Here is an 18992-nt window from a genome sequence, read left to right as displayed (position 1 = left end):
AAAAACAATGAAAAAGAAACTATCAATCATATTTACAGCGGCGAGTCTTTTGTTCATGACAAACGCCTGTACCGATCTTAAAGAACAGGTTCTTGATGAAAGCCTTAGTGTAAAGCTTACGGACGAAGAAGCAGCCAACGGGCTTATTGCTCCGGTGTACGCACTTCTGCCGGACCTCTTCCTGCATACGAGATACTTTGCGTTACAGGAAATATCAACCGATGAGGCCATCCTGCCCTACCGTGGAGGAACCGACTGGGGCGATAATGGGATTTACCTTGCGCTGCATCAGCACAACACCACCAGTACAGACCCGAACGTGAATGGTACATGGAATGCTATTGTTCAATCTCTTTCGAGATCGATCACAGCAATCAGTAGTTTTAAAGGCGCTACTTATCCTAATGCTGCACAATATCTGGCGGAAGCCCGCGGGATGCGTGCGTATTATAACATGCTCATGCTCGATCTTTTCGGGATTGCATTCCTGAAAGAAGATCCGGGAACAACCTCTGTCATTCTGAGAGGAGACGAAGCTGTGAAATACATCGAAAGTGAATTGCTTGCTGTGGAGCCTTTGGTGCAGTCCAAAGCAATCGTTGGACCGGGTAGAATAAACCAGGCTGCTGTTTGGGGAATGTTATCGAGACTTTATTTGAACTCGGCGGTTTATCGTAACATTTACGGAGCCACATTCGACTTCCCGGCTGCGGATATGGATAAGGTGATTTTGTATACGGATAAAATCATTGCTTCCGGACAAGCTAAATTATCGCCGGATTACTTTAAGCTTTTCAACGATGACAATCACTCTAACGAAGAGCTTATTTTCGCAGTTGATCAGCGGGCAGACTTAAACGGACACAACCGTATGGCATATTTCTCTATTTCCGGAGATCAGTTCCCGCTTGCTGAATTCCCTGCTGCCAACGGAACAGACGGACCAGGTATCACCAGCGATTTTTACCAGACCTGGGTAGAGGCTTACGGAGCAGTTGATCCAAAACGCGATCCGCGTTTTTATCAGGAAAACATGTCAATTTATTCCAACAAAGCGGATACCTGTGTGAACGATGCAGATTACAAAATCAACCGTGGAATTCTACGTGACCAGCAGTATGGTGCAATTCGGATTAATGGTGCGTTTTTAAGATGTCCGGATGGCAAACTAAAAGTGGGCAAATTGGCTTACCTCACCAGAAACAGAGCGGATCTTCCGGTTAGTTTTTCACAAACGATTGATTTCACAACCGCAGGAAGTAATTACAATTCAGGTTACCGGGTTTCGAAATATGAGTTTGGTAAGAAGTCAAACACAGGTCGTAACAGAGGTGATGCAGACATCGTTATTCTGCGCCTTGCAGATATTTACCTGATGCGTGCCGAAGCGAAATTGCGTAAAGGCAACGACGCAGCCGGTGCATTGGCAGATGTAAACACCGTTCGTGCAGCAAGAACAGCCACAACCCCTCCACCAGCACTTACTTCCATGTCACTTGATCTGCTCTTCCGCGAGCGTGGATTTGAATTTTATTGGGAAATGGTTCGTCGCCCGGATATGATCCGTTTTGGAAAATACGAAGGAAAATGGACAGAGAAAACCAATGCTGATGTGAAGAAAAGAATCTTTCCAATTCCGCAAAACGCCATTGACGGTGCATCTAACCTGCCAGGTTATATGAAACAAAATGACGGATATTGATTTTAACCTAAGCTGAATAATGCAAAACGAGTCAATCTGAAAGGATTGGCTCGTTTTTGTTTTTATCACAATATTGATTGGCTACCAAAACTGTTAGACAAACTCTGGTTTATTTAATGTCATTAACTGAGGAGATCTTAATAAAACCAAATTTGGAAAAGCCCCATTTCTTTACCGCTTCACTCCCACTATAATACCAGTCGCCCAAACCTGTTTGGTCAGGAATAAATCCGCTCTGGAATCGAGATACTTGACCAGATTTATCGCCTTTTGATCATGACCTTCGGGCCAGTTGGGTTGAGGAAGCATATCATCAATAATGTACAGCCCGCCAGGATTTAACATGTCCAAAACTTCATCCAGAAGCAGGTATTTTCCATGCCAGGTATCGGCGAAAATGTAGTCGTACTTCTCATTAATGTTTGCTTCCACCCACGCAGCTCCATCGGTTTCCACCAAAGTCAAACGTTTATCCGCACCGAGAAACTGATCGGCTATTTCAAGAAATTTAGCTTCATTGTCAATAGAAACAAGAGTAGAACTCTGATCCATTCCTTCCAGAATCCAGGCTGTCGACAATCCTGTTCCGGTTCCCAGTTCCAGAAACTTCCCTCCCGGCTTGGTAGCAGCCAATGTTCTTAGTAGTGAACATGTAAGCACATCAGAAGCCATTGTAAAACCGGACTCTTTTGTGGCAGCATCAATTTCGTTGTAGAATTGAGGATAAGGTTGATTGATTTCTTCGGTCATTTATTTTATTGTTTTAGAAATTATTACAGATGGCAATTCGGGTTATACTGATCTTGAAAATTGCTGTGTCAAGTATATTTCAATGCAACTTCTTAGGTTTCAAATATCCAAGTCCGCTACACTGTTAAAAAATTCATGTTGCCCTTTGTATCCTACTAATTTTTCCACTTTGCCCACATCAATTACTGAATCTTCTGTGATATATTTTAGTGATTGCCTGCTTAGTCTCCCTGCCCCTCTCAGATAAGATCCTAAAAAAACAAAAAATACCACAACCGATCCCGGTATATAAAAGAATCGTTTCTTTCCGAACTTCCGCTGCAAAATCGCTCCGAATATCTCCCTCAGATCGTAAATTCTCTTATCAGCTACATTAAACACATGTATTCCGGCAGCTGACTGACCAATACACTTTTGTACCACCTCAGCGAGGTTTTGAACATGTGTCATGCTCGCTTTGCCAGTAACATTTGCCGGCAAAATCATTCTCCCTCTGCGGATCAGGCCAAGAATGCGAGGCAACAAAACTCTGTCCCCACGTCCATAGACTGCTCTTGGTCTTAAAATGTACACTGAACAGATTCCCGAAGCACGTACTAAATCTTCTGCAAGCAGCTTACTATGACCGTACAGAGAAAGGTCATTATCCAAATGAGCATCTTCTTCATACTTTACTTTACCATCGGCATAATCATAAACCGAGGCAGAAGAGATGAAAATGAATGTTTTACAACCACGAAGAGCCCGTAACAAATTTTCGGTTGCTTTTACATTGTGCTTGTTGAATTGTTCTCGTGTCGCCTTATCATCAGCCAAACCGGCACAATGTATACAAACATCAAAGATTAGATCCGGAAGCCCTTCACTCAAATCCAGCTGAAAATATGTTACATTTTCGAAATGGTCAAATTTCAGGGTAAACGACCTTCCGGTTGCCCAAATATCGTTGGTTTCATAAGCGGCAAGAGATTCCACAATATTACTTCCGATAAATCCCGATGCACCTGTAACCAGTATCTTCATTGATTTTTCGTACTTAACTGACTCAAGAGTAGCTTCCTGTCTATCTTTGCCTGTCGACCAGAATGTGGTATAGGCATAAATAAGATTTTATCTGGTAGGGCTTCCTTATCAATCGAATACGGCCCTGCAACCAATTGTTTCATGATGTTTCGTACATCAAGCCCCTCTTCACCGTCTATTACCAAAATAATTTCCTCGTCCGCAATATCACTGTTGTAAACACCCATCATAACAGCCTCTTTTACACCTTCTATTTTATGTATGGTGGGCTCATACAAACCGGGATAAATATTAAAATTGCCCCGTATGATCATATCCTTTTTTCTGCCAAGAAGAACAAGTCGCCCCTGATCATCCATTTTACCCATATCACCAGTTAAATGGACCTTTTGCGTTTTTTCCTGCTGCCAGTAATGCGAATACATCTGATCCGATTGCAGGCAGATTTCGCCATCGTCGGCAATGGTTATCTCAACATCAGGCAAAGGTTTTCCAACCAGGTCGCCCTGCGTGAGGTCAGCCAGTTTTTCACGCCCATCCTGGATTGTAACCATTAAATTCTCGGTCATTCCATACATGCAGGTTACTTTCAACGAATCAGACAGCTGGACGAGACGCGACAAAAATGAGTTATAAATTGGAGCAGATCCCAGATACAGATTTTTGACACAATCAGGAAAGTGAGCTCCCTTATTGCTCAAATAGTTAATGATGGGTACAAAGTCACTGGGCGGGCCAAACAAGGTTGTAATATTTCGTTCCGTTATAAAGGCAACTTTTGCTGCGGCATCCATTTTATTATCCCACAAATAAACCTTTATCCCAGCGTTAATTCCCAACAGTGCATAATGCGGCAAGTGTGTGGCCAAAATTTCATCTTTGTTATCAAGCAATAATTTAGTCAAATGCCTGATACTGTTGGACAGGCCCAAATAATGGTGAACCACACCTTTCGGCTCACTTAATGTACCACTTGTATATGTTACCAAAAAATCGCTTTTCTCATCTATTGAGACAAAGTTCATTATACCGCTTTTTTCTTTAACCAACCGGGAAACAACCGTGTGCTTTTGAAACAATGGTAGCCTTGTACCTGATGTAAACAACTGGCAATTTTTGATTCGAGGAAAAGATGGAACGGTTTTACTCAATTTCAGAACAACAAATTTCAGTAGCGGATGCTCATTTAGCAACACAAGCATGCTGTCTACGAAAGCGTGATTCGGAGCAAACTGCTTCAATTTTTGCAGATAATTTTCTCTTCCCATTTCCGGATCTATAATGGCAACGGTGGTTCCTACCATCATATTGGCATACATGATTTGTAAAAACTCAATCCCTGGCTTTACCGCCATCACAATTCTGTCACCCTTTTTCACACCATTGGCTTGTAAACCGGAAGCCAGCGCATAAGCGGATTCTAGCAGGTAACCAGCTGTTACAGACTTTTTCCCATCGTACAAAATAATGTCCGACGCATGGAGAGCCCTAAGTGATTGAATAAAGTAATTGGTATAATGAGTCATACTACCATTCCACTAGTTGTACCGATAAACTTACACCCGCAGCAAGCCCCATCAGCATTAACTTATCTCCCTTCCTTAATTTACCTTCCACAATGGCCTCATGAAGAGCCAGCGGAATTGTTGCCGCCGCGGTGTTTCCGTATTTGGAAAAAGTATTTACAAACCTCGATTCTTCGATGCCCATGTTTTTTGAAATCTGGCTTGTTGTTGCTGACGAAATCTGATGACACACCACACAATTTATATCTTCCCGCCTCCAACCAGCCTCAGTCAGGCATTCATTCACAAATTTTGGCCCCTCGCTCTCGAATATTTTATACAGCGCTCTGGAATCACTTTGAAAATAATATTTATCGTAATCACGGTAAGCCAGAGATCCTCCTCCCTCTACTGTGCAAAGTTGCCAATGCTCACCCCATGACCTGAATTTCTGATAAACAATTTCACTACCACCATTTTTACCAATCAACATGGCAGCACCGGCATCACCCAATGTATATCCCGGAATACATCTTTTTAAATGCTCGCTATCCCGAGGGGAATAATTGATTACTTCACTTAGTTTTTCTCCACAAACAATAAGGACATTCCTGTACATTCCGGATTCGATAAATGCCGATGCGGCCTGGATTGCCGTAACAAAACTGTTGCATGCATTCTTAATATCCATCACCGGACATTTAAGCCCTAGTTTGGTTTGGATGATATTTGCAGTCGCCGGCTCAATGAGATCAGAAGAAGCTGCTGCAAAAATTAGAAGATCGATGTTTGTATCCCTGTTTGCCTGAATAATCTTCCTGCCTGCCTCGCTGGCGATGTCGCTTACCTGCACCTCGTCCGAGGCAACTCTTCGTGTCTGGCTCCCAAAAAGCTTTTCAAGAATACCCTCACCAATACCTCCTCCTTCTAACTTTACCTTACCCTCAATTTCCAGATTATGAACCACGTTTTCGGGTAAATATGTGGCTACGGACTTTATTGTTGCCTTGCTCATAATTTTACCTTTAAGATCCAATTCCATAACGGTTTTGTGAGCCAGTTAAACCCATTGAAACTCTTCACAAACTCAACCGTTGCTCCAAGCGCATGCTCAACGAATTTTTTGTTGTAATTCTGATTCGCTTCCCGGTAATACAAGTCGGGGTCACTAACTCCCATTTGCTCAAAAAATCGCTTTTGTACATAAAGTGTACGCATAAAATAGACATTCAGCATGACGATAATGCTGTATGAGCTGGCTTTGAAAAAACCTGCATTATGAGTAAACTTCTTCAACCACGCTTCTGTGTAGAATATATGTCTGCCCTCTTCAATATGATGCAGTTCCGACGACTTGCGCATGACGGAAAACACCTTATCGTCTTTCCTGATGTGTTTGGCGTAAATATCTGCCATTAGCTCAACAGATAATACAGACATAAACACCAAGGAAGACGGAAGCCATTTCACGGTAAAATTTCCAAAAAAATGATGTAGTCGTGTGGGCAGTATGGGCTTTCTGTCCAGCTTGCGGATAGCCATGCCAAACATTTCCTGATGCCTGAATTCTTCAATGATCTCACGAATCAAAAAACGATACTCTATCGAATCAGGATTTAACTTTAACAGGTGACGGTTGAAAAAATAACAGGCTAGTGTTTCTGACCAGGCGTAGGAATACATCACCTGAACCACTTCGAGTCTGCCCAATTCAATTTGTTGCGATCTGGTTAGTGTTGCCCATAATTCATGTCCTTCCAGCGAGACCAGCTTTTCAGGCATAAACAAAGTATCTTCATTGGGCTCATCATCCCAGGGAATGTATGTTTCGGGTAGTAAAGGTTTATCCTTACTAAGTTGAATCATCCGTTCAACATGAACCTCAAAGTTGACAGAATCCATCTCATTGATATTTAAAAGGTTTGGCTTTGCTTACCTGATAAACGCTTCTATCCAACCTAACGCTTTTTAGTAGAAAACATTATTATTCTCAAACTCGCAACGACGACTCCCTGATAATCAGCTCCGAAGGCAACACAATGCTTTCATGGCTAAAATCTCCGGATGCATTGAGCTGGCTCAGAAACAACCTGGATGCTTCCATGCCGATCTTTCTTCCAGGTCTGTTTACAGTTGTGAGTGAGGGGAATGTGTATGCCGAGATGGGTGAATTGTCAAAACCAACCAAACCAATGTCTTGCGGAATACGCAGTCCTTTATCTTTTGCCACGCGCATAGCTCCGATTGCAACCTGATCGTTTACGCCAAAAATCGCGTCGGGCGGTGAATCCATTTCCAGTAATCTTCTGGCCGGCAAAATCGCACTTTCAACTCTGAAATTGGTATTGATAATCAACTCTTCACGTACGGGAAAGCCATATTTAGTCAGACAATCTTTATAACCTTTAAAACGCTGCTCTGAAACAGTAAGTCCATTTGGTCCCTTTAAATGTGCGATCTGCTTGTAGCCCATATTGATCAGATGTTCAACAGCAGCGAACGCACCGTGGTAGTCATCAACGGTTGCGCGACTTGTCTCAAAATCTTCATATTCCCGATCTATGAAAATCAACGGAGTTTTACGCTGGATGACCTGTTCTAAATGTTCATAATAGCCTGAATCGTACGTTTCCTGAGAAACGGATAAGAATATTCCCTCCGTCCGGTTGGAAAGAAGTTTTGATAAATACTCCTTTTCCAGTAAATAACTCTCATTGGTAACACAGATATTGAGGGTGTAACCCATTGGCTGCAACACGTTGTGAAGCCCCTCTATCACAGCAGTTTCATAATAATTGCTGATTGTAGGTACCACAACACCCAATGTGGCGGTTTTTTTATTGAGCAAACTAAGTGAAACTTCATTACGCTGATAACCTACTTCACGAGCATATTCCTGTATATTTTTTCGGGTATCCTCATTGATAGCCGGATGGTCGTTTAGCGCCCTGGAAACCGTCGAAGGTGAACAGCGAAAGCGTTTGGCAATGTCTTTAATGGTAACGGGGCGAGATGAATTCATTAGTAGGATTTTGGCAATTAAAAATTATAAATTTTTTCAAACGTTTGCATTCAATATAGACATATTTACATTTTGTACTTCATTAATACAACACTATTATTGTGCAAATGTAATCGAAAATAACGAATGAGTGATTTACTGATAAGACCGCAGCGCGACTCAAAAACCTATCATCACCTCACCAGTGAGCAAGCCGGATGGACCTATTTAAACTTCGAAGCTAAAATACTTGATCTCAACGAACAAATAACGGGTAACACCGGCGAATACGAATATTGTATTGCGTTGCTCGGTGGAAATTTCAAAGTGGAAGCAAAAGGCCAGACGTGGGAGACTGTAAATGGCAGGAAGGATGTGTTCAGTGGAATAGGTCATGCCATGTATTTATCAAGAAACACTGATTTCGTCTTAACTGCTCAATCTGCAAGTACGGATATAGCAATATGTCGCGTGGCAACGGACGAAGATCACCCACCCAGAATGAAACGCCCTGAGGAAGCGGCAATAGAATACCGTGGCGGAGACAATGCAAACCGACAAATTAACAGTTTGCTCGAACCTGGTTTCGACTGTCATAAAATTGTCTGCGTAGAAGTATATACACCTTCCGGTAATTGGAGTTCTTTCCCCGCTCACAAACACGATGAACGAAAAGTAGACGCTGACGGAAACCTGATAGAGGCCAATCTGGAAGAAATATATTTTTACAAAATTGATAAACCACAAGGCTACGCGATTCAGCAGGTGTATACGGAAGACAGGTCTTTGGATGAGATTATCAGGGTGAAAAACAATGAGGCTGTATTGGTTCCCAAAGGTTACCATCCTGTTGTAGCCGGGCATGGTTACAATGTTTATTATCTCAATTTCCTTGCCGGAAGCGATCAGTCTCTTGCCAATACATCGGATCCGGATCACGACTGGATTTACAATTCCTGGAAAGGCTCTGACCCAAGATTACCGCTTGTGACTGCGGAGATGAATGGCGTGTAAAGGAGTCTGCACACATTTTTATGTGGGCTGAATCCAAAGAAAGTAACTAAAAAAAACTAAACGTTCAGACCGCTAAAAAGCGTGCAGACCGTATCAGCCTATAGCTCTTAATTATGCCTGACAAAAATTACGATCTCCTAACCCTTGGCCGCTCGTCCATTGATTTGTACTCAGCCAATGTTGGAAGTCCATTCGAAAAAATTTCTGCGTTTAATGCATTCGTTGGAGGCTGCCCGCTGAATATTGCCACAGGCGGACAACGTCTGGGACTTAAAACAGCTATTCTGACAGGTATAGGAAATGATCAGGTGGGAAACTTTATCAAACATTTTCTGGATCAGGAAGGGATATCTACGGAATGGGTTCCAACCATTGAAGGTACCAGAAGTTCGGCAGTGGTGCTTGGCATCGAACCTCCGGATAAGTTTCCGCTGGTTTATTACCGTGAAAACTGTGCGGACATTAACCTAAACATTGATCACGTAGCCGCTATTCCGTTTGCTGATTTTAAAGCAGCAGCATTTTCAGGAACGGCTTTCAGTAAAGATCCAAGCCGGACTGCCATGTTCTACGCTTTGGAAATTGCCAAAAAGAATAACGTAAAAACCTTATTGGACATCGACTTCCGCGCCGATCAGTGGGACGATCCAAGATCATTCGGTGTGACGCTTCGCGCTGCTCTGAGCAGTTTCAATATTGTGGTGGGTACGGAAGAGGAAATACTGGCAACGTATCTGACAGACAAAGAGCAGCTACTGATTAAACATCAGCAGATATCAGCTCCCGAGATCAGAGGAAATATCAATAATGCGATTGAAGAAATCATGAAATCTGGTGTGGAAACACTGGTTGTAAAAAGAGGGAAAGAAGGCGCCTCCATTTTCCAGCCAGGAAAAGAAGAAGTGAAAGTTCCAGGTTTTCCGGTGGAAGTATTAAATGTGTTGGGTGCCGGAGACGCCTTTTGCGCCGGATTTTCCTACGGTTTACTGAACGATTGGGATTTTTATAAATCAGTGAGAATGGGAAATGCCTGCGGAGCGATCATCGTAACTAGGGAAGGCTGTGCCAACTTCATGCCGACCAATGCGGAGGTGATGGCGTTTGTGGAAAGTCGGGGAGGATTTTGAAGGGAGAAGTTAAGTAGTTAGAGGAGTTAAGAAGTTAGAGCATCGGACTAATACCAGGATTGTGTATTCAGAAGCCGAGGTTTGTGTCCTCAGAAGCCGAGGTTTGTGTCCTCACAAAACTTTTATGTGAGCCAAAAAAATCGTTTGTGAGGACACAAACGACGGCGGAAAAAATCGTTTGTGAAGACACAAACGCTGGCGCCCGGTGACACAAACGTTGATAAAAAAATATCAAATAATTACAGCGCAACTCAGCGGATAACTCCGTGAACTCTGCGTTTAAATAACAATAGGAATGGAAAAATTAAAAAATTATATCGGCGGACAGTGGGTTGATAGCCGTTCGGATCAGTTTTTGAACGTGGTCAATCCTGCGAACCAGGAAATATTGGCGCAAGTTCCGGCGGGAAATGCTCAGGACGTAGCTGATGCGGCCGAAGCGGCTGAAAAAGGTTTTCAGGAATGGAGAAGAACGCCCGTTTCAAAACGTGTGCAATACCTTTTCAAACTAAAAACCATTCTGGAAGACAATCTGGATGACATAGCACGCACCATCACGCTCGAATCAGGCAAAACTTTTCTGGAAGCGAAAGCCGAGATGATTCGCGCCATTGAGAATGTGGAAAATGCCTGCGGAATGCCGGCAATGATGCAGGGTGAATTTTCGGAAGATATCGCAAAGGGTATTGATGAATACATGATCAGGCAGCCACTGGGTGTTTGCGCATGTATTGCTCCGTTCAATTTTCCGGGCATGATCACCTTCTGGTTCCTGCCCTATGCACTTGCCTGCGGTAACAGCTACATTATCAAACCGTCAGAAAAAGTGCCTCTCACCATGACCAAAATCGTAGGCTTGATGGAACAGCTCGATTTGCCAAAAGGTGTTCTGAGCATTGTTCAGGGTGGACGTGAAGTTGTAGACGCGCTGCTGGAACATCCGGTTATTAAAGGAATCAGTTTTGTCGGATCGTCCAATGTTGCCAAATATGTGTATTCAAAAGGCGCTGCAAATGGCAAACGTGTTCAGGCACAGGGCGGCGCAAAAAATCCAGTGATTGTACTGCCGGATGCCGACATTGACATGACCACCCAAATCGTTATTGACAGCGTTTATGGCTGTGCTGGTCAGCGTTGTCTGGCGGCATCAACGATTATCACTGTTGGTGAACACAAAGAAATTACGGAAAGTCTTGTCGAATCCACCAAAACCCGTAAGACTGGATTCGGATTGGACGATGACGTACAAATGGGTCCGGTTATCACGACTGAAAGTAAAAACAGGGTTAATAATCTGATTGAAAAAGGTGTACAGGAAGGAGGTCGTGTGCTTGTGGACGGTAGAAATGCAAAAATTGAAGGATTTGAAAACGGCAACTTTATTGCCCCGACGATCATCGAGGATATTCCACTCGATGGGGAATTGGCATCCACCGAAATATTCGGTCCGGTACTAAGTTTGGTACACATCAATACCATCGACGAAGCCATTCAATTTATCAATTCCGGCAGATACGGAAATATGGCTTGCGTATTCACAAGCAGCGGACTCAATGCGCGTAAATTCCGCCACGAAGCAGAAGCGGGTAATATTGGAATCAACATTGGTGTGGCCGCTCCCGTAGCTCAATTCCCATTCTCAGGCTGGAAAGACAGTTTCTATGGCGATCTCCATGGACAAGGCAAACATGCAGTAGAATTTTTCACTCAGACAAAAGTAGTAATCGAACGCTGGCTCAAAGAATGGAACCGCAAGTTTTGAGGGCGATGGGCATGTGGAAAAAGGCAAAGGGTTAGCCTCCATACCCTTCTCCCCCTGCCCTCCACCCAAAGCCGCATGCTCACATCACCTAAACCAACTTATACCTATGACAAAAAAACTTAAAACCGGTGTGATCGGTCTGGGTCGGATCGGACAGATCCACCTGAGCAATCTGGTACACCACATGCCTGATGCAGAAGTAATTATCGCTTCTGACGTATCAGAAGAGTCTCATGCATTTGCATACAATCTTGGTGTTAAAAACGTTACCACGGATGCTTACGAAGTGATCAATCACCCGGAAGTTGAGGCAATCATCATCTGTTCCCCTACTCCATTTCACGTTCCGTATACGGTGGCGGCGGCTCAGCAGAAAAAGCATGTATTTTGCGAAAAACCGCTTGACGTTACCATAGAGGCAATTCTTGCAGCAGAAAAAGCTGTCGCCGATAATGGAGTTAAATTGATGTTAGGCTTTAACCGACGCTTCGATGCCAATTTTAGCAATGTTCGGAGTTTGGTAGAAAAAGATAAAATCGGCGATCCGCACATACTTCGCATCACAAGTCGTGACCCTGCACCACCGCCGGTCGAATACCTGAAAATTTCAGGAGGAATCTTCCTCGACATGTCTATTCACGATTTTGACATGGCAAGGTATATCGTAGGTAGTGAGGTAAAAGAAGTTTTTGTAAAAGGAGATGCACTGATACATCCGGAAATAAAAGAATTCGGCGATATCGACACGGCTGTAATTGTTCTGACTTTCGAAAACGGTGCCATTGGTGTGATTGATAATAGCCGCAAGGCTGTGTACGGCTACGACCAGCGCCTGGAAATTTTCGGCTCAAAAGGCATGGCCAAGGCCGAGAATAATACGACGGATTCTTTGATTCACTTCGACAGCAACGGAGGCCACAGTGCATTACCGCTTCACTTTTTCCTTGAAAGATACGAGACAGCCTACCGCGTTTGCCTGAAATCGTTTATTGATTGTGTTCTTCATGACCATCCTTCACCGGTAGATGCGCACGATGGCTTGATGGCAACCGCGATCGGTATTGCAGCCATGAAATCATTGACGGAAGGACGGGTTGTACAAATAAATGAGATACTGGAGTTAACTCACGCTTAACATCTTTCATCTCTTATGTATTACATTGCACACTTTACGAATTGCAAACGTTTGCAATTCGTAAAGTACAATTAATATTCACTTTCATTATATAAAACCCTGCATGTCGAACACTGGTTTACAAACGCTGGATTATATTGTCTTTTTCACCTATCTCGTTGGTGTATCTGCTTACGGTTACTGGATCTATAACAAGAAGAAATCAAAAGAGGTAAGTTCGACCGACTACTTTTTGGCTGAGGGTTCGCTCACTTTCTGGGCTATTGGGGCATCTATCATTGCTTCCAACATTTCGGCTGAGCATTTCATAGGTATGTCGGGTTCCGGTTTTGCGATCGGTTTGGCTATTTCTTCTTATGAGTGGATGGCTGCCGCATCGCTTATTGTGGTTGCTGTTTTTATTCTGCCGGTGTACCTCAAAAACAAAATTTACACCATGCCGCAATTTCTACGGCAACGGTATAATCCAACTGTGGCGACAATCATGGCCGTGTTCTGGCTGTTACTTTATGTGTTTGTAAATCTTACGTCAATACTCTATTTGGGAGCTCTTGCTCTGGAAGTTACAGCCGGGCTCGACTTCACTTACGGGATTATTGGTTTGGGAATTTTTGCGGTCATCATCACCATTGGTGGCATGAAGGTAATCGGTTATACCGATGTGGTACAGGTGATTGTGCTCATTTTGGGTGGTCTGGCAACAACTTATCTTGCGTTGGATCTGGTTTCTCAGCATTTCAACAGACCTGGAATATTCAATGCATTGGCTCTATTAAAAGAACAGGGCGACAGCCATTTCCACATGATATTGCCAAAAGAAAATCCCTTCTACAAAGATCTCCCGGGACTTTCTGTGATTATTGGCGCCATGTGGATCAACAACCTGGCTTATTTTGGCTGTAACCAATACATCATTCAGCGTAGCCTTGGGGCGGATCTTTCCACTGCGAGAAAGGGAATTTTATTTGCTGCTGTATTAAAGCTGCTTATTCCGATCATTGTCGTTATTCCCGGAATTGCAGCTTATGTTTTACACCAAAACGGCATGTTCCAACAAGAAATGCTGGATCCGGCAGGAGCTGTTAAGCCAGATCATGCGTATCCGGTATTGCTCAATTTGCTTCCTTCGGGACTAAAAGGAATGGCGTTTGCTGCTCTGACTGCTGCGATTGTTGCTTCACTGGCTGGCAAAGCAAATAGTATATCTACGATTTTCACCCTGGATATTTACAAACAGTACATCAACCCGCAGGCAAGCGAGGTGAAACTGGTTAAAATTGGCCGCATCACAATCTGGGTAGCTATGGCGATTGGCGTCATCATTGCACCGCAGCTTCGCGTGTTGGAACAAGCCTATCAGTTCATTCAGGAATACAGCAGCTTTATTACGCCAGGTGTTTTCGCGATCTTTATTTTCGGTATGTTCTGGAAAAGAACAACTTCGGCCGCAGCATTAACAGCAGCATTGTTAACAATTCCGCTTTCGACCGCCGGTAAATTCTTATGGCCTGATATCCCTTTTCTGGATAGAATGGGAATCATATTTCTGGTGCTGAGTGCTGTCATTATCATCATGACTCTGGCTGATCCAAAAAGCAAATCAAACCCGAAAGGACTCGATATTGACAGCTCCATGTTCAGTCCCGGAAGAGGTTTTGTGGTGGCCTCGATCGTGCTATGCGGGGTTCTGGCTGCTTTGTATACGGTGTTCTGGTAGGGAAGGTTTGGTAAGGAAGGTTTCACGCAAAGTAAAAAAGACGAGGGCAGAGAGCGCGAAGTTTTATCGGTTCTCGGCCTTCTTACCTCTTTTCACTTATATGCTTTGCGTGAAATTTTTTAAAATGATTACATAGGCTAAACGAGGTTTCACTCAAAGTAAAAAAAAGAGAATGGCAGAGAGCGCAAAGTCTTATGCGGTCTTTGCTCTTTCCTTTCCTGCTTTGCGTGAAAATTTTTAAAACAATATGCTAGTAACTACAAAACAACTCTTCCAAAAATGCTACGGCCGGTATGCGATTCCGGCTGTGAATGTTTTTTTTATGGAAGAACTACACGGACTTTTTGCTGCGGCTCAGGAGGCGAATGCACCATTTATTGTGCAGACAACACCTTTTGCAAGGGATTACGCCCACGCGGATATGCTGTTATCGATGATAGAGTCCGCCGCCAGAATATACCCGAAAACGGTGTTTGCCATTCACATGGATCATGGTTACGAATCACACATTTTTGATGCCATTGAAAAGGGTGGCTACACCTCTGTGATGATTGATGCGTCCCACGACTCATTTGAACAGAACGTCCAGCGAACCAAATCTGTGGTGGAAAAAGCGCATGAAAAGGGAATTAGCGTGGAAGCAGAACTCGGCGTTCTGGCCGGAGTGGAAGATGATCTGACGGTAGATGCTGCCCATTCTTTTTACACCAATCCACAGGAAGTCGAGGATTTTGTGAAAGCAACGGAATGTGATAGTCTGGCAATTGCCGTAGGAACAAGCCATGGCGCATACAAGTTTTCCGGCGGACAAGGTTTACAGCTCCATATCCTGGAAGAGATTCAGGCGCGGTTGCCAGGTTTTCCACTGGTGCTTCACGGAGGTTCCAATGTGAGCAACGAAGTGGTTGCGAGGATTAATGCCGCAAGTGGGAAAATCAAAAAAGATGCCAAGGGAGTTCAGGAGGCTGAAATCAAAAAAGCGATTCCGCTAGGCATTTGTAAGATCAACATTGCAACGGACATGCGTTTGCTGTGGACGATGGTGAATCGGGAATTTTTTCGGGATAAGCCGGATGAATTTGCTCCCACAACGCCCGGCAAAACATTTATGGAAGAGTATAAAAAATTTATGATCGGGAAATTTGAACTTTTCGGGTGTACGGGTAAAGCGGTAGAGTTTCAAAACCAGTGAGATACGATTTTCCAGCCCAATAAAGCAAGAACTTTCAGAACCAAAGGCGACGATTCAGCAACAAAAAATGACCATTCCCTGACAATCCCTGACAAAATTTTATCAAAAACAGGCTTTCATTACAAATAAGAAGCGAAACGAATTATGAAGACCAGACGATTAACTGTAGCTCAGGCTACCATAACATTTTTAAAAAACCAATACATTGAACGTGACGGTGTAGAAGCACCTTATTTCGGAGGATGTTTCGGAATTTTCGGGCATGGTAATGTGGCAGGACTAGGACAGGCTTTGCAGGAAAATCCGGATTTCAGATACTACCAAAGCCGCAACGAACAGTCGATGGTACATGCCGCGGTTGCATACACCAAGGTCAAAAACCGGCTTGGTGCCTTCGTTTGTACGACCTCAATCGGACCGGGAGCAACCAATATGATTACCGGCGCGGCTTTGGCAACCATCAACCGCTTACCCGTTTTGCTTTTGCCAGGAGATATTTTCGCCACCCGTGAACCCAATCCGGTTTTACAACAACTGGAAAGCGCGGGAACACAAGACATTTCCGTAAACGATTGCTTCAAACCCGTTTCTAAATATTGGGACAGGATCAACCGTCCGGAGCAGCTGATTTACTCGTTGCCAGAGGTAATGCGGGTGCTTACCTCACAAGCTGAAATGGGTGCCGTCACGCTGTCCATGCCGCAAGACGTGCAAACTTTTGCATACGACTATCCGGAGGATCTGTTCAAAAAGAGAGTTTGGAAAATAGGCCGTCCACGCCCGGATCTGAATCTGATTAAAGAGGCGGCAGGTTGGATCAGGAAGTCTAAAAATCCGGTGATCGTTGCAGGTGGTGGAGCCATTTACAGTGATGCTTGCGAGGTATTGCACCAATTTGCTACTGCTACCGGAATACCTGTTGGAGAGACTTTTGCAGGAAAAGGTGCTGTTCGTTTTGATCAGCCTTACAGCATTGGCGGGCTTGGCGCTACGGGCACAAAATACGCAATAGAAGTGGCTAATGAAGCCGATGTTGTGATCGGAATTGGTACACGTTACAGCGATTTCACCACCGCTTCCAAATCCATATTCAAAAATCCTGATGTAAAATTTATCAATATCAATATCAGCGAATTCGATGCTTTCAAACATGCTGCCCTACCCGTTGTGGGCGATGCGAAAGCAGTTTTAGAAGAACTTTCCGGTTTGCTCGCAGATTTTGAAGTTGCCGCCGATTATCGTCAAAAAATCGCTGACATAAACAAAGCCTGGGATGATGAGGTGACCAAAATATATGCGGAAGGAAACGGAACCGTTGCTCCTATTGATCAGGCGGTCGTAATTGGTGCGCTCAACAGTTTTATGGATGACCGTGATGTGATGATCAATGCATCCGGAAGCGCTCCGGGCGATTTGCACAAATTGTGGCGTGCTACAGACCCCAAAAATTTCCACTTGGAATATGGTTTCTCCTGTATGGGCTACGAAATCGCTGCCGGATTGGGCGCAAAAATGGCGGATCCTTCACGAGAAATTTATGTGATCTGTGGCGATGGAGGTTATCTGATGAACAACCACGAAATCGTTACGGCGATTCAGGAAGGCGTTCGGTTTACCATTTTACTGCTGAACAACAACGGATATGCCAGCATCGGCGGACTTTCTGAAAGCATTGGAAGTGAACGATTTGGAACCAGATATCAATATCGTGATGAAAATTCCGGGCAGTTGTCGGGTGAATTCCTGCCGGTTGATCTTGCCAAAAATGCTGAAAGTTTGGGCGCCATTGTCATCAAAGCAACCGATAAAAAGTCGCTGGATGAAGCATTAGCACAATCCAAATTGAATGACCGAACCACGGTAATTTACATAGAAACCAACTTGTACCGAACCGTAAAAGGTTATCACGCCTGGTGGGAAGTGCCCGTTGCTGAAGTATCCACTTCGCCATCGGTTCAAAAGGCTTTTGAGACTTACAAGGAGAATAAAAAGGAACAGAGGATATTTTTGTAAAGAAGTAGTTAGAGAAGTTAAAGAGGAAGGAGTTAAGAAGCTAGCAGTTAATCAGCTATTAATCAACCTCGTACTAAACACTTTCAACACTTCATTTTTAATCGCACCGGCGTCCCGGTCTTCATTCTTAACTTTTCATTAATTTATGAATTTCGAAAATATAAAACTAGGGGTTGCTCCTATCAACTGGACCAACGATGATATGCCTGAACTGGGCGGAGAAAATACCTTTGAACAGTGCGTGAGTGAAATGGCTCTGGCAGGATTCACGGGTTGCGAAGTTGGAAATAAATTTCCACGAGATACCAATGTGCTTCGTAAAGCTTTGGAACTACGCGGACTGCAAATTTGCAACCAGTGGAACAGCTATGAACTCACCACCAAATCGCTGGCTGAAAACCGCGAAAGCTTTACACGGCTGCTCGATTTCCTGGAAACCATGGGAGCAAAACTGATTGGTGGCGGCGAGACTGGTAACAGTTGTCAGGGCCAAATGAATGTACCTGTATTCGAAGGAAAAGGGTTGCTTAAAACCAATGACGAATGGAAAAGCTTCACTTATGGCTTGAATGAATTAGGTAAAATCGCCCGGGATCGGGGTATGAAGCTGGCTTTTCACCACCACATGGGAACCTGTATTCAGACCATTGAAGAAACAGATCGCCTCCTGAACGAAACTGATCCTGAGAATGTATATCTGAACTACGATTGCGGACACTTCTACTTTGCAGGAGAAAATCCGGTAACGGCATTGAAAAAATACATTGGAAGAACAGCTCACATACACCTGAAAGATGTGCGTCCTAATATTTTACAAAGAGTCCATGACGAGAAACTGAGCTTTCTTACAGCAGTAAAAGAAGGCGTTTTCACTGTTCCGGGAGATCCGGAAGGTTGTATTGATTTTCCTTCATTATTTGAAGTAATAAAGGGAAGCGATTACAATGGCTGGATCGTGCTGGAAGCCGAACAGGATCCCGCAAAAGCCAATCCGCTGGAATATGCGATCATTGCCCGTAAATTCTTTAACCACCTGACCGGAATTTAACGA

General features: G+C 43.8%; 15 protein-coding genes. 9 read left to right on the top strand and 6 right to left on the bottom strand.

The window, feature by feature from the left end; all coding sequences use genetic code 11:
* Positions 1 to 7 precede the first annotated feature (7 nt).
* Positions 8 to 1702, top strand: coding sequence for a RagB/SusD family nutrient uptake outer membrane protein (locus LZG71_RS07525; protein WP_233818636.1), 1695 nt, complete (start codon positions 8 to 10; stop codon positions 1700 to 1702).
* Positions 1703 to 1873: 171 nt separating this feature from the next.
* On the opposite strand, the gene LZG71_RS07520 is transcribed toward LZG71_RS07525, so the two are convergent.
* From LZG71_RS07520 to LZG71_RS07495, 6 genes are all read right to left on the bottom strand, one after another.
* Positions 1874 to 2452 (bottom strand): O-methyltransferase, encoded by a 579-nt coding sequence (locus LZG71_RS07520; RefSeq protein WP_233818634.1) that lies wholly within the window; start codon positions 2450 to 2452, stop codon positions 1874 to 1876.
* 99 nt (positions 2453 to 2551) lie between these two features.
* Positions 2552 to 3475, bottom strand: coding sequence for an NAD(P)-dependent oxidoreductase (locus LZG71_RS07515; RefSeq protein ID WP_233818632.1), 924 nt, complete (start codon positions 3473 to 3475; stop codon positions 2552 to 2554).
* The gene (locus LZG71_RS07510) at positions 3472 to 5001 is read right to left on the bottom strand and encodes a class I adenylate-forming enzyme family protein (RefSeq protein WP_233818630.1); all 1530 of its coding nucleotides are present in this window, start codon (positions 4999 to 5001) and stop codon (positions 3472 to 3474) included. The genes LZG71_RS07515 and LZG71_RS07510 overlap by 4 nt, the downstream gene beginning before the upstream one ends.
* 1 nt (position 5002) lies before the next feature.
* Positions 5003 to 5995, bottom strand: coding sequence for a 3-oxoacyl-ACP synthase III family protein (locus tag LZG71_RS07505; RefSeq protein ID WP_233818629.1), 993 nt, complete (start codon positions 5993 to 5995; stop codon positions 5003 to 5005).
* On the bottom strand, positions 5992 to 6882 hold the full coding sequence (locus LZG71_RS07500) for a diiron oxygenase (protein ID WP_233818627.1): 891 nt from the start codon (positions 6880 to 6882) through the stop codon (positions 5992 to 5994). The genes LZG71_RS07505 and LZG71_RS07500 overlap by 4 nt, the downstream gene beginning before the upstream one ends.
* Before the next feature lie 88 nt (positions 6883 to 6970).
* On the bottom strand, positions 6971 to 8002 hold the full coding sequence (locus tag LZG71_RS07495; RefSeq protein ID WP_233818625.1) for a LacI family DNA-binding transcriptional regulator: 1032 nt from the start codon (positions 8000 to 8002) through the stop codon (positions 6971 to 6973).
* Between the two features lie 126 nt (positions 8003 to 8128).
* Here LZG71_RS07495 and iolB point away from each other — a divergent pair, with 126 nt between their 5' ends.
* The 8 genes from iolB (at position 8129) to iolE (ending at position 18989) form a co-directional block, all read left to right on the top strand.
* On the top strand, positions 8129 to 8995 hold the full coding sequence (iolB, locus tag LZG71_RS07490) for a 5-deoxy-glucuronate isomerase (protein WP_233818623.1): 867 nt from the start codon (positions 8129 to 8131) through the stop codon (positions 8993 to 8995).
* A gap of 113 nt (positions 8996 to 9108) precedes the next feature.
* The gene (gene iolC / locus LZG71_RS07485; RefSeq protein ID WP_233818621.1) at positions 9109 to 10122 is read left to right on the top strand and encodes a 5-dehydro-2-deoxygluconokinase; all 1014 of its coding nucleotides are present in this window, start codon (positions 9109 to 9111) and stop codon (positions 10120 to 10122) included.
* Between the two features lie 295 nt (positions 10123 to 10417).
* Positions 10418 to 11884, top strand: a complete 1467-nt coding sequence (locus tag LZG71_RS07480) for a CoA-acylating methylmalonate-semialdehyde dehydrogenase (RefSeq protein ID WP_233818619.1) — start codon at positions 10418 to 10420, stop codon at positions 11882 to 11884.
* 106 nt (positions 11885 to 11990) lie between these two features.
* A complete protein-coding gene (gene iolG / locus LZG71_RS07475; protein ID WP_233818616.1) occupies positions 11991 to 13019 on the top strand; it encodes an inositol 2-dehydrogenase in 1029 nt (342 codons plus the stop codon).
* A 103-nt stretch (positions 13020 to 13122) separates the two neighbouring features.
* Positions 13123 to 14736, top strand: a complete 1614-nt coding sequence (locus LZG71_RS07470; protein WP_233818614.1) for a sodium/sugar symporter — start codon at positions 13123 to 13125, stop codon at positions 14734 to 14736.
* Between the two features lie 247 nt (positions 14737 to 14983).
* Positions 14984 to 15928 (top strand): class II fructose-bisphosphate aldolase, encoded by a 945-nt coding sequence (locus tag LZG71_RS07465; protein ID WP_233818612.1) that lies wholly within the window; start codon positions 14984 to 14986, stop codon positions 15926 to 15928.
* Between the two features lie 144 nt (positions 15929 to 16072).
* Complete coding sequence (iolD, locus tag LZG71_RS07460; protein ID WP_233818610.1) at positions 16073 to 17941, top strand: 3D-(3,5/4)-trihydroxycyclohexane-1,2-dione acylhydrolase (decyclizing); 1869 nt, start codon at positions 16073 to 16075, stop codon at positions 17939 to 17941.
* Positions 17942 to 18086: 145 nt separating this feature from the next.
* Positions 18087 to 18989, top strand: coding sequence for a myo-inosose-2 dehydratase (gene iolE / locus LZG71_RS07455; RefSeq protein ID WP_233818607.1), 903 nt, complete (start codon positions 18087 to 18089; stop codon positions 18987 to 18989).
* Positions 18990 to 18992 lie beyond the last annotated feature (3 nt).

This window comes from Dyadobacter sp. CY312, from assembly GCF_021390535.1.
GTDB lineage: Bacteria > Bacteroidota > Bacteroidia > Cytophagales > Spirosomataceae > Dyadobacter.
This window is presented reverse-complemented; position numbering and strand designations above follow the sequence as displayed.

Bases quoted from the DNA above. Each gene is read 5' to 3' on its own strand.
- LZG71_RS07500 (WP_233818627.1), bottom strand. From the start codon at position 6,882: ATGGATTCTGTCAACTTTGAGGTTCATGTTGAACGGATGATTCAACTT.
- iolE (WP_233818607.1), top strand. From the start codon at position 18,087: ATGAATTTCGAAAATATAAAACTAGGGGTTGCTCCTATCAACTGGACC.
- LZG71_RS07465 (WP_233818612.1), top strand. From the start codon at position 14,984: ATGCTAGTAACTACAAAACAACTCTTCCAAAAATGCTACGGCCGGTAT.
- iolB (WP_233818623.1), top strand. From the start codon at position 8,129: ATGAGTGATTTACTGATAAGACCGCAGCGCGACTCAAAAACCTATCAT.
- LZG71_RS07480 (WP_233818619.1), top strand. From the start codon at position 10,418: ATGGAAAAATTAAAAAATTATATCGGCGGACAGTGGGTTGATAGCCGT.
- iolG (WP_233818616.1), top strand. From the start codon at position 11,991: ATGACAAAAAAACTTAAAACCGGTGTGATCGGTCTGGGTCGGATCGGA.
- iolD (WP_233818610.1), top strand. From the start codon at position 16,073: ATGAAGACCAGACGATTAACTGTAGCTCAGGCTACCATAACATTTTTA.
- LZG71_RS07510 (WP_233818630.1), bottom strand. From the start codon at position 5,001: ATGACTCATTATACCAATTACTTTATTCAATCACTTAGGGCTCTCCAT.
- LZG71_RS07515 (WP_233818632.1), bottom strand. From the start codon at position 3,475: ATGAAGATACTGGTTACAGGTGCATCGGGATTTATCGGAAGTAATATT.
- LZG71_RS07495 (WP_233818625.1), bottom strand. From the start codon at position 8,002: ATGAATTCATCTCGCCCCGTTACCATTAAAGACATTGCCAAACGCTTT.
- LZG71_RS07470 (WP_233818614.1), top strand. From the start codon at position 13,123: ATGTCGAACACTGGTTTACAAACGCTGGATTATATTGTCTTTTTCACC.
- LZG71_RS07520 (WP_233818634.1), bottom strand. From the start codon at position 2,452: ATGACCGAAGAAATCAATCAACCTTATCCTCAATTCTACAACGAAATT.
- iolC (WP_233818621.1), top strand. From the start codon at position 9,109: ATGCCTGACAAAAATTACGATCTCCTAACCCTTGGCCGCTCGTCCATT.
- LZG71_RS07525 (WP_233818636.1), top strand. From the start codon at position 8: ATGAAAAAGAAACTATCAATCATATTTACAGCGGCGAGTCTTTTGTTC.
- LZG71_RS07505 (WP_233818629.1), bottom strand. From the start codon at position 5,995: ATGAGCAAGGCAACAATAAAGTCCGTAGCCACATATTTACCCGAAAAC.